Origin of the sequence: Alishewanella sp. WH16-1 (genome assembly GCF_001441695.1) — a bacterium.
Classification (GTDB): Bacteria; Pseudomonadota; Gammaproteobacteria; order Enterobacterales; family Alteromonadaceae; genus Alishewanella; species Alishewanella agri.
Genome location: NZ_LCWL01000145.1, coordinates 92,449 through 107,042, shown reverse-complemented (window position 1 = coordinate 107,042; position 14,594 = coordinate 92,449). Strand labels below are relative to the sequence as shown.

The following is a 14,594-nucleotide window of genomic DNA, read 5'->3' as shown; positions in this document are numbered from 1 at the left end:
GCTTAACTGACCGGCATTAAGCCATCGCTGCCCTTTTATCATTAACGCAATGGCTTAGAAGAAGTTAATTCTAAAATCAACGCCAAATACCCGCGGCTCATTGACAAAGCCGGTCAGGTTACTAAAGTCGATTGCGCCTTTCAGGTTGTCCTGATCGGTGATGTTGCGACCAAATACACCCACTTCGTAGTTGTGCTGATCATTAACGTAGGCAACACGTAAACCGGCTTCGTGGTTGTTATTGCTACGGAACTCAGCAGACTCATACAGGAATAAATTGGTTTTACCCTGCAGCTGGTAATCTGCAAACACATAAATTTCACCACTGTCGACCGGATAGGCATAACGGCTATTCAGTGTCAGAATGGTTTTCGGCGCTTGTGGGAACGGATTGCCATTAATCAACGCTAAGCCATCAGCCGTTCTTGGGTCCAGCACAGTACAAAGGCCAGAACCACAAGGCGCGACGGTCAGCGTATCGTCTTTCAGTTCAGTATTGTTATAGCTAAAACCACCACCAAAACTCAGGTTTGGCAGTACCCGATAGTCGAAGTCGACTTCAAAGCCATAGCCAGTGCCTTTGTCGGCATTGATCAGCTGGTTACCCTGCGTCTGACCACCGATCGCAGATAACTGAATATCATCAATGGTGTAATAGAACAGGGCAGCGTTTAAGCGCAGCGTATTGTCCAGTAGATCAGACTTGGTACCCACTTCAAACGAGGTGATGGTTTCGGCACCGGCGACTGACGGTGGTGCTTCAAAGGCCACATCACGACCCTGAATGGTCTGGGCGCGGAAACCTTCAGCCACCCGGCCAAATACGCTGGTGCTGTTGGTAAGGCGATAATTCGCACTTAATTCCCAGCTAATTTGATCATCGCGCACTTTAATCGGGTCATACTGCTGGATTTGTGCTGCGCCAATTACTAAGGCGAAGCCATCAACGTTTTGCTGGCCGACCGAGAAGGTTTTTTCGTCATCGGTGTAACGTAAACCACCGGTCAGAGTCAGCTTATCGTTAACCTGATAAGAGGTCTGGCCGAACAGCGCCCAACTGGTATTGCCGTGGAATACTTCAGTGGCACCGAAGAAACCGTCAATGGTATTAACACCAAACGACGAGTCGAAATAGAAGGCACCTACCTGCCAGCTCAGCGCAGTGCTGGTATCACTGGCTAAACGAATTTCCTGGGTGACTTGCTTTAAATCTTTCAGCTGATCTTCAGTGACGGCATTAGGCACTGCGGCAGCACCCGCCTGATCCGGGTTACCACCGTCGATATCACCGATACCACCACCCGCTGCTTTTTCAATCGCCGAAATGCTGGTTAGCGTCATACCATCTAAATGGAAATCGAATTTCAGCGAGCTGCCCCAGGCATCGTAGCGCTGTACGTTATTACCCGGCGCATCATAAGCCACCACATCACGGTCATAGTTCTGGTTCAGCTTGTTGCTGCCAGGGCTTAAGATGTTTTTGCGGAACATCGTCGAGGTACCGTCATAGTTACGGCTATGTACCTGGAATAAGGCGTCAAACTGCTCGTTTTCATAAAAAAAAACTGCAGGCGGCCGGCGCGCTCGTCGTAGCCACCCATCACATCGTTCTGACCGGTAAAGCTGTTATCGATCCAGTTACTGCGGTGTTGTGACAGGAACGAGGCCCGTGCCGACAGCGAATCGGTCAGGCCGCCGCCGACAGCACCTTCAAAATGCGCGGTACCCAAAGTGCCGGCGGTCGTTTTCAGATAGGCATCAAAATCCTGGCGGGGTTTCACGCTATCAAACTTAATAATACCGGCTGTGGTGTTGCGGCCGAACAATGTACCCTGTGGCCCGCGGATGACTTCCACCTGCTGCACGTCGAACAGTGGAAAACTTTTTAGGATCACGTTTTCCATTACCACGTCATCCATCACGATCGATACTGGTTGTGAGGCGGCCAAATCGAAATCGGTGTTACCTAAACCCCGGATATAAAAGCGTGGTGCTGCGCGGCCATTCGAACTTTCGGCATACAGGCCAGGCACTTTAATCGCCAGGGCGGTGATATCGTCTCCTGAGACGAAAATGCTATCGAATTTCTCACCCGACAGGGTAGCGACAGAAATCGGTACTTCCTGAATGCTTTGGCTGCGGCGCTGTGCCGTGATAGTGATCTTTTCCAGTTTTTTCTCTTCAGCGGCCGGATCTTTGTCACTTTCCTGTGCTAGCAGCACTGGAGAAAAACCCAGAGTTGCACCGAACAGTGCAGCCTGTACCGCTGCAAACACAGCAGATTTGGTAAATAGGGTCATGAATGTTACACCTTAGTTGTTAGAAGATGATGCAGTCTGCGCGAAGAACTGGAGTGACCACAGTGACTGCAGACGGCGCTCTATTATAGCGGTTTGTCGTGTATTTGCCTGCTTTTAGCTTAATTTTACCGCAATTTCTCTGGTCGGTTGATCGCAGATGTTGTATTAACGTAAACCAATAACCGGAGGTGGAAACAGTGTTCAGAATTTTCATTAGCATGCTGTTGTGCTGCTGTATCAGTACCGCAGCCTGGGCGCACAGCAGTGGCTGGCAAGAAAGTAAGCACATCAGGGCTGAGCTGGTCAGCGAGTATCAGCAAGTGATGCCGGGGCAAAAACTGCTGTTGGCGTTGCATTTTATTCCGGACGAACACTGGCATACCTACTGGCAAAACCCCGGTGACTCGGGCTTGCCTACTAGTATTAGCTGGCAGTTACCCGAAGGCGTTAGCACCGGTCCTATCCAGTGGCCGACACCGCAGGCGTTTTCTATTCCTCCCCTAATGAACTATGGTTTCGCTGGTCCGACTATCCTGCTGACAGAATTAACAATACCACTCGATTATACCGACAGCAGCCTGCCGATTAAGGCTAAGGTTGATTGGTTGGTCTGTGAGGAAATTTGTATCCCGGCAGATGCCGAATTTCAGCTCGAGCTGACAGTGGGTTCAGCGGCGGTGCTGTCTGATAGTGCCACCGCTCTGATCGCCCGGGGTAAAAGCAGTCAGCCCTTGCCATTAGCGGTACGCGGCAGCTTTGATACTGCTGGCGGTAGCTTCTCTGCAGCAGTTAGCGGTTTGCCGGATGTCGATTTTCAGCAGTTTTTTGTCGCCGCCACTGAGCTGGTGGATCATGCTGCACAACAACAACTGGTATTCAGCGAAGGTGAATGGTTACTGCGGCAAAATCTGAATACCTATTTTACCAGTGCCGCGGACAGTTTTGAGTTGGTGCTGGTAAGTGGTAACGGCCAGGGCTACAGCGTGCTGTTAGAGGCGGCAGCTGAGAGTAGCCCTGCCACTGCGGCGGAAAGCACTAGCCTGTGGCTGGTTCTGCTTATGGCTGCCGCCGGTGGTCTGATTCTAAATCTGATGCCTTGCGTATTTCCGGTGCTGTCACTCAAAGCGTTAAGTATCGCCGCGAATAGCGGGCAGCGTGCTGAGCAACGCCGCGATGCAATCTGGTACACGCTAGGGGTGGTGCTCAGTTTTGTCAGTCTGGCGCTGTTATTACTGGCACTGCGCGCGGCCGGCTCGGCAGTGGGCTGGGGCTTCCAGTTACAAAGCCCCTGGTTGGTGGCTTTATTAGCGTATTTACTGTTTGCCCTGGGCTTAAGTTTATCCGGCGTGGTGCAGTTTGGCCTTGGCCTGATGAGTGCCGGTAGCGGTTTAACCCAGAGCAAAGGTGCCAAAGGCAGCTTTTTTACCGGTGTGCTGGCCGTGGTAGTTGCCAGCCCCTGTACTGCGCCCTTTATGGGCGGAGCCTTAGGCTATGCCGTCACCCAGCCGCCGCTGTTAGCCTTACTGGTCTTTGTCGCACTGGGCTTGGGGATGGCGTTACCATTTTTGCTGCTGGCCTATTTGCCGGCATTAGCGCAGGCACTGCCCAAACCCGGTGCCTGGATGGATACGCTTAAGCAGCTGCTGGCGTTTCCGTTGTATTTAAGTGCAGTATGGCTGGTTTGGGTATTTGGTCGCCAGGCGGGTATCGATGCGGTCGCAGTGCTGCTTTGCGGTATGGTGGCAATCGCCGCTGCCTGCTGGTTATACGGTAGTTGGCAGTTTAGCCGCGCCGGCTGGGGCCGCCCGCTATTGGCGGCGCTGCTACTCTTATTATCAGTTGGGGTATTGCGCTTAGTGCCGGACAGTGCGACACCGGCCGCAGCGGCGGCAGATGCGCACTGGCAAGCCTGGAGCCCGGATAAACTGGCGCAGCTGCGACAAAGCGGCAAGCCGGTGCTGGTGAATATGACGGCCGACTGGTGTATTACCTGTCTGGTCAATGAGCGGGTGGCGCTAAATACCGAAAGCAGTAAAGCAGCGCTGGCGCTGTATGATGTGACCTATTTAAAAGGCGACTGGACGCGGCGTGATGCCGATATTACCGCCTATTTACACCAATACCAGCGTGATGGCGTGCCGCTATATGTGTTGTATTGGCCCGGGCAGGCGCCAGAAGTATTACCGCAGATTTTAACGCCGGATACGCTCCGGCAAACTTTAGAGCGACTGAGTAGTCAGTAAGGTCGCCCGTTTTTCAACGCAACAGGAGTCTATGATGAAAAAGATGAAATTGTTAGCTTTGGCCGCTGCGGCGGTGTTCGCCGGTAGCCTGGCTGCTGCGCCGCAGGTTGGTCAACCGGCACCGGCTTTTACCGTAAAAGATTCCGCCGGGCAGGTGCATAGCCTGCAGGATTTCGCCGGCAAGAATGTGGTGCTGGAGTGGACCAATCACGATTGCCCCTTTGTAGTAAAACACTATCAGGGCAATATGCAGCAACTGCAAAAAGATCTGACGGCGCAAGATGTAGTGTGGCTGAGCGTGATCTCCTCGGCACCAGGTAAGCAAGGCCATGTGAATCAGGCAAAATCGGATGAGCTGACCAGCAGCCGTGGCGCCGCGCCAACCGCAGTTATTTTTGATGAAGACGGCGTGATGGGGAAAGCCTATGATGCGCGTACCACACCACATATGTATGTGATCGACAAAAACGGTGTACTGCAGTATATGGGCGGTATTGATAGCATTCCGTCTGCTAAAGTAGAAGATATCCAAACGGCAACGCCGTACTTTGCCAATGCGGCAAAAGCCGTGCTGGCCGGGCAAGCGCCGGATCCGGCGGTAAGCCGGCCTTATGGTTGCAGCATTAAGTACTAAGCGATTGTTATCTGCGTTGATGCTATTTGCTTCAGCGCGGAGAACATTGAAGAGTAGGTTGTTAATCGGTTTGCAGCGCGGTGATGGGATCCAGCTCTGAGGCCTTAATCGCCGGATAGACGCCAAAGGCGATACCAATCAGTGCACAGATGCTAAAGCTCAGCACGATGGCCGGTAGCGACCAGGACACCGCCCAACCGGAATAAAAGGCGATTAATTCCGACAGAATAATGCCGAACAGAATACCGGCAATACCGCCAACAATAGCAATGGTAAAGCTCTCGGCGACAAACTGCAGTTTAATATCACGTTTGGTGGCACCAATGGCCCGCAATAAGCCAATTTCTTTGGTCCGCTCCAGTACGGTCGCCAGCATAATATTCATAATACCGATACCGCCAACCAGCAACGAAATACCGGCGACACAGGACATCACGATATTAAAAATTTTCTGGGTTTGTTCCTGCTGTGCCAGTAAGGCCGCCGGCACCACGATCCGATAATCATCAATATCATTATGGCGCTGCAGTAGCAAAGCGTTAAGTGCCTGCGCTATCACTGCGGTATTGGCGCCCTCAGCCAGTTGTAAGCGGAACGAACTTAACTCAGCATCCAGCGGTATACTGCGAAAGCGGTTACGGGCGGTTTGCAGCGGCATAAAGAGTTGGTTCTGCTCGCCGCCAAGTTTGATACCCTGAAATTCATTCTGGCTGGTGAAGGGCTCGGCCAGCACGCCAATCACCTGCAGCCAGACATGGTTAACCTTCACGTATTTTCCCAGTGCTTCGCCGTCCGGAAACAAGCTGCCAGCCATCTGCGAGCCCAGGATCGCCACCTGGGCCGCATACAGATCTTCCAGTTCGGTAAAGTTACGCCCGGCTGCCAGTGGCAGACTACTCAGCTCCAGGTAGCTGGGTAAGACACCGACCGCAACACCCTCACTTTTGCCGCTATGGCTGATAATGGCATAGGTTTCCAGCTTGCGTTCGGCACTGTGGCCGGTGATATCCGGTAGCGTGCTGACCGCCGCCTGCAGATCGCTTTGACTGACTCCCAGTGAATGTTTACGATGCTCGAGCAGGGTTTTCTCATCAAAGCTTTTACTTTCGACGATAATATTGCGCAGGCCCATGGTTTCAATGGTTTTTAAGGCTTCGCGCTCTGCGCCTTCACCAATATTCAACATGGCGATCACTGCGCCAACACCGAAGATCATGCCCAGTAAGGTCAGGAAGGTGCGTAACTTATGCTGCGCCAGTTCGGCCAGCGTATCTTTGAGCATTGCACTATGTTGCATATTAATTCTCCGGTGCCAGCAGGCTGATGCGATCACCGGCTTTCAGGCCAGCGGTAATTTCGGCATGTGTCAGACTCTTCGCACCCAAACTCACGTCCTGACGGGTTAAACTTGTGCCTTGCTGTTTCCAGACATATTGCCCCTGCTCATCGCTAAACACCGCTTGTAATGGCACGGTCAGCACCTGCGTTAAACGGTTAGCCAGAATATCGGCGCGGACTTTCGCACCCGGCAAGAAGAAGCTTTGCTGGCTGTCTGGCGCCACTATCACTTCGATATAGCGGCGAGGATCGCGCCGCTCGCGGGATTGCGCTACCTGACCCACGCTAACAATTTTACCCTGTAGTACCTGTTCCGGTTGCGCGGTGAGCCGGAATGACACCGGTTGCTCCACTGCCAGGCCAACGGCTTCTTGTTCGATAATTTGTAACTTCAGGTGCTGTAAACTGAGATCGGGGATACTCCCCAGTTTTTCACCGGGGAATACCATGCGACCGACCTCTGGCTTTTCACCGCGCCAGTTGCTGTCGTATAGCAGGATACCGCTGTGAGGGGCCCGGATTTCCAGCGCTGACAAGCCGGTTTCGGCTTGCTCTAGCAAACTTTGTTGCTGACCTTTTTGCAATTGCAGTAAGTCCAGCTCGCCCTGCGAGCGGGCGGCAAAGCTTTGTTGCTGCCAGTTAAGGTAGGCTTGTTTCTCACCGAGGAACTCTTTGTTTTGCAGTGAATCGAGAATTTCCAGCCGCGAACGGATTTGGATGTCATCAATGCTAAAACGATCGGCGAAGGCAAACTCCTGCTGCACCAGCCTTTGGTCCAGACCAATATTGGCCAGCTCTGCGGCTTGCTGAGTGCCTTTAAATTGCTGATCGGATAATACTGCCGCCAGCGAATTACCGGCATCGCGGCGACTGCGCTCCAGCTGGGTGGCATCAAAGCGGATCACCAGATCTCCCGGCGCGATACTGCTGTACTCGGGGGCTAATTCGGCAATAAAACGTGGGCCACGGGTATTTTGTGGCGCATTAATGCTTACCGAGTTTACGGCAAAGAGTTCACCTTCGGCACTAATACGGTGCTCCAGCTCACCCTGGCTGACTGTGAGCAGCGGCTGCGTTTGCGCCGGATCGGTACAGCCGGTGAGCAGTAGGGCGCAAAGGCTGAGATTCAGAGCGGAGTTTTTTAATAGACGCATTTAGTTCGCTCCCTGCGACAGACGAATCACTAAACGGGCGCTCATACCGGGGCGCATAATGCTTAAGTCCGGTTCATCCAGTTTAATGCTGGCGTCGACCACCCGGCTCAGGTTCTCGGCAGATTTATTGCGTACCGCCTTGCCCAGGTCAGTCAGTACCCCGCTAAAGTTACGCTCGGGATAGGCATCCAGCGTGATTTGTACACTCAGGCCGGGTTGCAGGTACTTCAGATCCACTTCGTCAATTTCGGTTTTAATATACAAACTTTCCAACTGACTAACTTCGGCAACGGGTTGCCCGAATTGCACGGTGTCGCCAACGGAAGATTTCTCGCCGTTATAGTCCGGTAAATACACCATAATGCCGGCATAGGGGGCTTTGATTTGTAACGAGGCGAACTCGGCCTGCAGTTGCTGGACTTCAGCAGTTAAGCGGGCAATTTTTGATGAGATAATCTGCTTTTCTGCTTCGCGTTGCTGCTGATGAAAATCCAGCCGGCGCTGTGCCAGCTGGTATTGGCTTTTTGCCAGCGTAAAGTCAATTTGTGCTTTGCGTCTGTCATTTTCTGAGCGGGAATGATCGACGATTTCTGCCTTGCGTTGTTCCCGGTCATGATCGTTTTTGCGTTCCGCCAGTTGCAGCTTCAGCTCTTCATAGCGCTGCTCATCTGTGGTGAGACGGTTTGCCAACTCTTGCTGCGCACTTTTCAGTTCGATACTTTTATTGCGTAAATCATCCTGCAGGCTTTGACCATCAAAGCTGATGACCGGCATGCCGGGCTGCAGCATGCTGCTCTCCGGTGCCATTTCGCGGATGTTAAACTGCCACATCCGACCGACAGCCGGTGGTGAAACAGTAAAAAATGTAGCGGCTGCCAGTTGTCCGGTGGCCCGAACCTGTTGCCGTTGCTGCTGCTCTTTGACTTGTTCTGCCGGTTTGCTACAGGCGCTAAGCCCAAGCAGGCCCAGGCTAAGCAGAGTAATACGAAGATATAGGTAGCGTGCTGTCATTAGCGGGCCTCCAGTAGTAAGCCCATGCCCAACATCGGTTGGCTAATAGGTAAGCTTTCAGCCGTGAACTTAGCGCGATAGTACAAGGCATTACCCCAAGCCTGACGCTTTTCACCCTGACCGGCTAATTCCTGTAATTGCAGTGCGAACTGCTGTTCCGGGGCGATATCAAAGCGGGCACTGATCCGGCTGGCCTGCCGCAAGCGGCCGACATCGACCTCATGTACCCAGGCCTCAACGTACAAGCCTTGTTGTTCTGTTACCTCGGCAATTAACCAGCCCGGCTGAGCCGTCACTCCGGCATAGAGCTTGGTGCGATACCAGGGATGCAAACTATAACTGATGGCGCCATCACGTTCGGCATACACACTCATTTTACTGAGGTTTTGTTCGGCCTCAGCCAGATCGGCGGCGGTTTTTTCTATCACCAGTTGTTGCTTATACAGGGCGTTTTTCTGCTCCTGCCGCGCGGTAACCAGGGTTTCCTGAGCCTTTTTCAGCTCGGTACGGGCACGCTGCTGGGTTAACTGGTTATTCTCATAATCATAAAGACTGAGGTTGTCTTTGGGTACAGCGGCATCAATATCGGCTTTTTCCAGCAATAACTGACGGCGTTCTAATTCATATTCGGCCTCCAGCACCTTGAGCGCATGCTGGCTTTCCAACTGTTTATACTGCTCCTGGGCACTGATCAGCGATGTCTTCAGGCGCTCGATACTGGCCTGAATGGTACCGGCATCAAAGACCGCAACCAGGTCGCCGGCCTTAATTGCTTCGTTTTCCGGTTTTAGCCATTGCACTTGAATGCGCCAGGTATCGCTCATCGGCGCCACAATATTTTGCCGGTATTCCGAGACCAGGCTACCGGTTAACAGCAGCGGTAATGGCTGCTCGGCTTGCTGACTGAGTGTCAGCGCAAAGACAAAACTCAGACTGAACATCCGCTATCCTCCAGGATCTGGCCATCGCGCATCCGGATCACCCGTTGTGCATAGGCAGCGATATCATCCTCATGCGTTACCATCACCACGGTATTGCCCTGGCGGTGTAACTCGGTTAACAGCTGCATAATTTCGACTGAGGTTTTACTGTCGAGGTTGCCGGTCGGCTCGTCGGCAAAGATCACCTTGGGGTTATTGATGAGGGCGCGGGCGATAGCAACGCGCTGGCGCTGGCCGCCGGACATCTCGGCTGGTTTATGGTGCATGCGATGGCCCAGACCAACCTGCTGTAACAAGGTTTCGGCCCGTTGTAATGCCTGCTCAGCCGGCGTAGCGGTATAGCGCAGCGGTAGCGCCACGTTCTCGGCCGCGCTAAGGCGTGGTAACAGGTGAAAAGACTGGAAAATAAAACCGATATGCTGATTACGCATGGCGGAGAGGGCGGCGTCATCCAGTTGGCTGACATCGGCACCGGCTAACTGATAGCTGCCGCTACTTGGCGTATCCAGGCAGCCAAGAATATTCATCAGTGTCGATTTGCCGGAGCCGGAGCTGCCCATAATGGCAACAAATTCGTTTTCAGCAATTTGCAGACTGACATCCCGTAACGCCTGCACCTGGGTATCGCCACTACCAAACACTTTGTTTAATGCCGAGGCAGAAATCATCGTCATCCCTGTTGTAATAGTTTATTAACAACAGTCTGCCATAGCCGGGCCTGCTACGACCAGTAAGGTCGCAGCGAAAAATGTAAGCAGTTATTTCAGGAACAGCGTACCAGGTGGCGTTAACTTATACTGCAACTTGTTGCACCAGGGTTAGTACGGCATCCATTTGCGCTAACTGTGCCCGTTGCATAATCAGGGCCCGCCCTAACTCAATCGCCCGCAGTTCCGCCTCAGCCCGCTTTTTGGCATCAGTAATTTTCTCCAAATCAGCGACATGCGCCAAGCCAACGGTACGGCGGATCAGCTCACAACCGGCGTAACCCAGACTATCTGCCAATACCTGCTGTAAAAAGTGTTGCTGGTAGCGGCTGTTTTGCAGGGCGCTATCTTGCGTTTCGCTGGCCATTAACTGGCTAAACTGCGCAGCAAATTGCTGCCAGAGCTCACGGACTTGCGCTAATAAATAGGCTTGTTGCTGCTCTGCTTGCTCTGGCGCAAACAGGCCGGGGCAGGCGACGTAGTTTAGCAATAAGTTACCGAGCAGGGACCCGACATCAAAGCCGATCGGGCCATAAAAGCCAAACTCGGCGTCGATGACTTTGCAGTTATCCGCATTAATAAAGATACTGCCGCTATGCACATCACCATGCAGCAAGGCCTGGGGTTTGGATAAGAAGTCGGCCTTTAGCGCCGCCACTTCGGCCTGGAGTTCTTCATCCTGCCACAGCTGGCGTGCCCGCGGCAGAATCAGGGCATGGATAGTATTGCGCTCATGATTACAGTAAGGGTCGGTAAAGAATAAATCCTCGGTGATCAGGCACAGCTCGGGGTTGATAAAGCGGGCCACGTCGGCTTTTTTAACCGGGCCGCTCAGCACAAAATCACTGCTATAAAACAAGGTTTGTGCCAGATAGGTTGCCATCTGGCTGGCCAGATGCGCAAAGGTTTTGCCCTTGACCAGTTCGCTGCGCAAAATCTGATACTGCTTCAGGTCTTCCATTAAAATAGCCGACAACGCTGGCTCAAAATGCAATACTTCCACCGTATGCTGTGGGCAAAAACGGCCATGCTGCTGCAACACTTCGGCCTCGATCCGGGCGCGGTCGGTGCTAAGCGGCCAGCTTTCCCCCACGCAACGGGCATAGGGTAACGCCTGCTTGACGATCAGCGAGGTGCCTTTATCATTACTGACCCGGAATACCAGATTCAGATTACCGTCGCCAAATTCAACGGCAGATAATTTACTGTGATCGCCAAAGAGTTCACTATGCTGATCCGCAAAACGTAATGCATCGTCCGGGGTAAAGATATGATAAGCCGTCATCGGGTTGCCTCAATCACTTGCTCGGGGGTAAACAGGGCTGCATAATCGCAAAACATCCAGACGTCTGCAACGCCAAATGAGATAAAACAGATGAAAAACCTGACCGCCTTAAGCCTGAAAATCGTCGAGCAACAGCTCTATGTGCTGGACCAAACCTTACTGCCCCAGCAACAGCAATGGTTGCATTGCACCACCGTGCCACAGATGGTGAGCCTGATCAAGAACTTACAATTACGTGGTGCGCCGGCTATTGGCATTGGCGCTGTGCTGTTACTGGCTTACCGCGCCTTGCAGGGGGATAGCCGCGAGCAGTTGCTGCAAGACGCTGCTGTGCTGCGTGCGGCAAGGCCCACCGCAGTCAATTTAATGAATAACCTGGACAGCATGCTGGCGGCGCTGGCGCAGCCGGATTTTGTCGCGGCGGCAGTGACCTGTGCTGAAGCCTTGTTTGCCGAAGATGTGGCGTTATGTGAGCAACTTGCCATAAATGGTGCTGCGCTGGTGCAACCCGGTGAGCGGTTACTGACGCATTGTAATACCGGCGGCCTTGCCACGGCTGGCGTCGGCACTGCATTGGGGGTGATCCGGCTGGCGCAGCAGCAAGGCAAAGCTATCCGGCTCTGGGTAGATGAAACCCGCCCCTTATTGCAAGGCGGCCGGCTGACAGCCTGGGAGTGCGAACAGCTGGGCATTCCCTATCAGCTGATTTGCGACAATATGGCGGCGATGTTAATGGCGCGTGGTGAGGTGGATCGGATCTTTGTTGGCGCCGACCGAATTGCCGCCAATGGTGACTTTGCCAATAAAGTCGGTACCTATAGCCTGGCGGTGCTGGCGCATTATCATCAGGTGCCGTTTTATGTGGTGGCACCGCGTACTACCATCGATCTGGCCTGTCCGGATGGGGGGGCTATTCCCATCGAGCAGCGCGCTGCGGATGAAGTACGCGGTGTGTCGGGGTTCTTTGGCCAAACGCTGTGGGCGCCGGCACAAGCGCCGGTATTTAACCCGGCCTTTGATGTAACACCGGCTAAGCTGGTCACCGGCTGGGTGCTGGATAGCGGGGTCTATACCCAGCAGCAAATTGCTGCCGGTGTGCTACAGCAACTAAACTATTAAGTCGGCGTTAATCACTTAAGTCGCACAGTATGCCGGTATTGCAGTAGGGTACTGGCAATAAGGAGAATGAAGATGCAAAGCAAGGCGGCAACAATACTGGGTTTTAGCCTGATGCTCGGGCTGGCGGCACTGGGATTTCTGGTGCAGCAAATGGCGGTAAAATTTAAAGAGTATGAGCGGGTGGTCAATGTAAAAGGCCTGGCCGAGCAGGAAGTGGCAGCCGATACCGTAATTTGGCCGATCCAGTTTACGGTGGCCGATAATCAGCTGGGCAGCTTATTTGAAACCCTGGAGCAGCAAAGCGGCCTAATTACGGCGTTTTTGCAACAGGGCGGTGTCGAGGCCACTGCCATCAGCCGTGCCGCACCTAATGTGATTGATAAAAAAGCGCAGCAGTATGGTGAAGGCGACCGCGCGGAGTTTCGCTATATCGCCAGCCAGACGCTAACGGTTTACAGTAAGGATGTGGCAAAGATCCGCGGCCTGATCAGTGCTATCGGGCAACTGGGGCGCCAGGGTATTGTCTTTAATCAGGATCCTTACCAGAACCGGGTGGAATACAGCTTTACGGCACTGAATGAGCTAAAACCACAGATGATTGAAGAAGCGACCAAGCAAGCGCGCGAAGTGGCGTTAAAATTTGCGCAGGATTCACAAAGCCAGCTGGGCAAAATCAAAACCGCGTCACAGGGCCAGTTTTCGATTAGCGACCGGGATGCCAATACACCCCATATTAAAAAGGTACGTGTAGTGACCACAGTTGAGTATTATCTGTCAGATTAGCCCGGAATTAACGCAGCTATGGCTTACAACAGGGTACAACTAAGCCATAATCCGCATGCTGAGCTTAGAGGGAATGAAGGATTGCAATGGAATTGTTCACACTCTTTGCATTGATTGTCGTTATCAGTTTCAGCCTAGCTTGGCTGATAAAACGACGTCTTGGCGTGAAATTATTCGCCCCGCTGCCTGAATATGACAAGGGTTGGAAAAATATGTTAGCAGCGGCTTTACCAGCCATTTTAGCCGCGATTTCTTTGGTGCTAAGTTATTATATTAACTCGCTGCTTTGGTCGTGAGCTTGTGTTGCTAATTGAGATAGGTCTTTTTAGCTAAAGGAGTTAGCTTGTTTAGAAAAAGTCGTACGCAGCATTTCTTTATTTTAAATATCCTAATTTGGTTTGGGTTTTTGCTGAGTTTGCGGCTGTTTCAGCTCGGCGATAGCCCACAGCAGCTGCAAAGCTGGAGTTACCTGGGGATCGCTTTGCTCGCTGCTCAGGGTATTGCTTTTGCCTTACGCAAAAATATTTTGGCTGGTATTGGCTATTATATCTCTGCGGTTCTGTTGCTGGTCATCTTTATGGCTACCGGGGCTATCGGTTACGTCCTTGGCAAGGCATCAGGTCCATCTGCCCTGCCGTTGGTAACAAAAGGAGATCTGGTTATTGGCCGGAACTTTGCGCTTTCATTTCAGGCTGGTGTGATGGTAAGAGCGGAAATTGATGGTAAGAGCATGATAAAGAGAATTCATGGCGTACCGGGAGATCGGATTACCATCTGCGACGGCTTGGTATACGTCAATGATATTGCCTATCAGCAGGTTAATAATTGGGTGGGTTTTCGATTTGAAAACGCTGCACAGTGTCAAAGAGAGTACCGTAAGCTGCAACTCGCCGCGGATGAGTATTTTGTGTTAGGGGATAACACTAACCAAAGCCGGGATTCCAGACAATATGGTCCAGTGCCGAAAACTGTGCTGTATGAAAATTTTCTGTATGCGATACGCGATGATATGACGGTGCGGTATTTAACTGCCGAGTTTGTACCACCAGCAGAGGAGAGGGGCGCAGGGCAGTAAGCCT

Annotated in this window: 12 protein-coding genes and 1 pseudogene; 6 read left to right on the top strand and 7 right to left on the bottom strand. The window is 52.5% G+C overall.

What is annotated here, in order from left to right; all coding sequences use genetic code 11:
* Positions 1-54: 54 nt before the first annotated feature.
* Positions 55-2,300 (bottom strand): annotated as a pseudogene (locus AAY72_RS15495) (TonB-dependent receptor).
* A gap of 197 nt (positions 2,301-2,497) precedes the next feature.
* On the opposite strand from AAY72_RS15495, the gene AAY72_RS15490 reads away from it, so the two are divergent.
* Entirely contained in the window at positions 2,498-4,543 is a 2,046-nt protein-coding gene (locus AAY72_RS15490) for a protein-disulfide reductase DsbD (RefSeq protein ID WP_231728982.1), read from the top strand.
* A gap of 34 nt (positions 4,544-4,577) precedes the next feature.
* Positions 4,578-5,177: a redoxin domain-containing protein gene (locus tag AAY72_RS15485; RefSeq protein WP_008609744.1), complete on the top strand. Its 600-nt coding sequence runs from the start codon at positions 4,578-4,580 to the stop codon at positions 5,175-5,177.
* 61 nt (positions 5,178-5,238) lie between these two features.
* Here AAY72_RS15485 and AAY72_RS15480 read toward each other — a convergent pair whose 3' ends face one another.
* The 6 genes from AAY72_RS15480 to mtnK form a co-directional block, all read right to left on the bottom strand.
* Positions 5,239-6,474 (bottom strand): ABC transporter permease, encoded by a 1,236-nt coding sequence (locus tag AAY72_RS15480; protein ID WP_008609743.1) that lies wholly within the window; start codon positions 6,472-6,474, stop codon positions 5,239-5,241.
* A gap of 1 nt (position 6,475) precedes the next feature.
* Positions 6,476-7,669: an efflux RND transporter periplasmic adaptor subunit gene (locus tag AAY72_RS15475; RefSeq protein WP_008985118.1), complete on the bottom strand. Its 1,194-nt coding sequence runs from the start codon at positions 7,667-7,669 to the stop codon at positions 6,476-6,478.
* Positions 7,670-8,680: an HlyD family secretion protein gene (locus tag AAY72_RS15470; protein WP_008985119.1), complete on the bottom strand. Its 1,011-nt coding sequence runs from the start codon at positions 8,678-8,680 to the stop codon at positions 7,670-7,672.
* Complete coding sequence (locus tag AAY72_RS15465; RefSeq protein ID WP_057788719.1) at positions 8,680-9,621, bottom strand: HlyD family secretion protein; 942 nt, start codon at positions 9,619-9,621, stop codon at positions 8,680-8,682. The genes AAY72_RS15470 and AAY72_RS15465 overlap by 1 nt, the downstream gene beginning before the upstream one ends.
* Positions 9,609-10,289, bottom strand: a complete 681-nt coding sequence (locus tag AAY72_RS15460; protein ID WP_008985121.1) for an ABC transporter ATP-binding protein — start codon at positions 10,287-10,289, stop codon at positions 9,609-9,611. Before AAY72_RS15460 ends, AAY72_RS15465 begins: the two co-directional genes overlap by 13 nt.
* Before the next feature lie 124 nt (positions 10,290-10,413).
* A complete protein-coding gene (gene mtnK, locus AAY72_RS15455; RefSeq protein WP_057788717.1) occupies positions 10,414-11,613 on the bottom strand; it encodes an S-methyl-5-thioribose kinase in 1,200 nt (399 codons plus the stop codon).
* Between the two features lie 90 nt (positions 11,614-11,703).
* Here mtnK and mtnA point away from each other — a divergent pair, with 90 nt between their 5' ends.
* The 4 genes from mtnA (at position 11,704) to lepB (ending at position 14,590) form a co-directional block, all read left to right on the top strand.
* Complete coding sequence (mtnA, locus tag AAY72_RS15450) at positions 11,704-12,732, top strand: S-methyl-5-thioribose-1-phosphate isomerase (protein ID WP_057788715.1); 1,029 nt, start codon at positions 11,704-11,706, stop codon at positions 12,730-12,732.
* Positions 12,733-12,804: 72 nt separating this feature from the next.
* Positions 12,805-13,515 carry an SIMPL domain-containing protein gene (locus AAY72_RS15445; protein WP_057788713.1) on the top strand — a complete coding sequence of 237 codons (711 nt, stop codon included), beginning with the start codon at positions 12,805-12,807 and terminating at the stop codon, positions 13,513-13,515.
* 86 nt (positions 13,516-13,601) lie between these two features.
* Positions 13,602-13,811, top strand: a complete 210-nt coding sequence (locus AAY72_RS15440) for a hypothetical protein (protein ID WP_008950694.1) — start codon at positions 13,602-13,604, stop codon at positions 13,809-13,811.
* A 47-nt stretch (positions 13,812-13,858) separates the two neighbouring features.
* Positions 13,859-14,590 carry a signal peptidase I gene (lepB, locus tag AAY72_RS15435; RefSeq protein ID WP_057788711.1) on the top strand — a complete coding sequence of 244 codons (732 nt, stop codon included), beginning with the start codon at positions 13,859-13,861 and terminating at the stop codon, positions 14,588-14,590.
* Positions 14,591-14,594: the final 4 nt, after the last annotated feature.

Bases quoted from the DNA above. Each gene is read 5' to 3' on its own strand.
- AAY72_RS15485 (WP_008609744.1), top strand. From the start codon at position 4,578: ATGAAAAAGATGAAATTGTTAGCTTTGGCCGCTGCGGCGGTGTTCGCC.
- mtnA (WP_057788715.1), top strand. From the start codon at position 11,704: ATGAAAAACCTGACCGCCTTAAGCCTGAAAATCGTCGAGCAACAGCTC.
- AAY72_RS15440 (WP_008950694.1), top strand. From the start codon at position 13,602: ATGGAATTGTTCACACTCTTTGCATTGATTGTCGTTATCAGTTTCAGC.
- AAY72_RS15465 (WP_057788719.1), bottom strand. From the start codon at position 9,621: ATGTTCAGTCTGAGTTTTGTCTTTGCGCTGACACTCAGTCAGCAAGCC.
- AAY72_RS15470 (WP_008985119.1), bottom strand. From the start codon at position 8,680: ATGACAGCACGCTACCTATATCTTCGTATTACTCTGCTTAGCCTGGGC.
- AAY72_RS15480 (WP_008609743.1), bottom strand. From the start codon at position 6,474: ATGCAACATAGTGCAATGCTCAAAGATACGCTGGCCGAACTGGCGCAG.
- AAY72_RS15460 (WP_008985121.1), bottom strand. From the start codon at position 10,289: ATGATTTCTGCCTCGGCATTAAACAAAGTGTTTGGTAGTGGCGATACC.
- AAY72_RS15445 (WP_057788713.1), top strand. From the start codon at position 12,805: ATGCAAAGCAAGGCGGCAACAATACTGGGTTTTAGCCTGATGCTCGGG.
- mtnK (WP_057788717.1), bottom strand. From the start codon at position 11,613: ATGACGGCTTATCATATCTTTACCCCGGACGATGCATTACGTTTTGCG.
- AAY72_RS15475 (WP_008985118.1), bottom strand. From the start codon at position 7,669: ATGCGTCTATTAAAAAACTCCGCTCTGAATCTCAGCCTTTGCGCCCTA.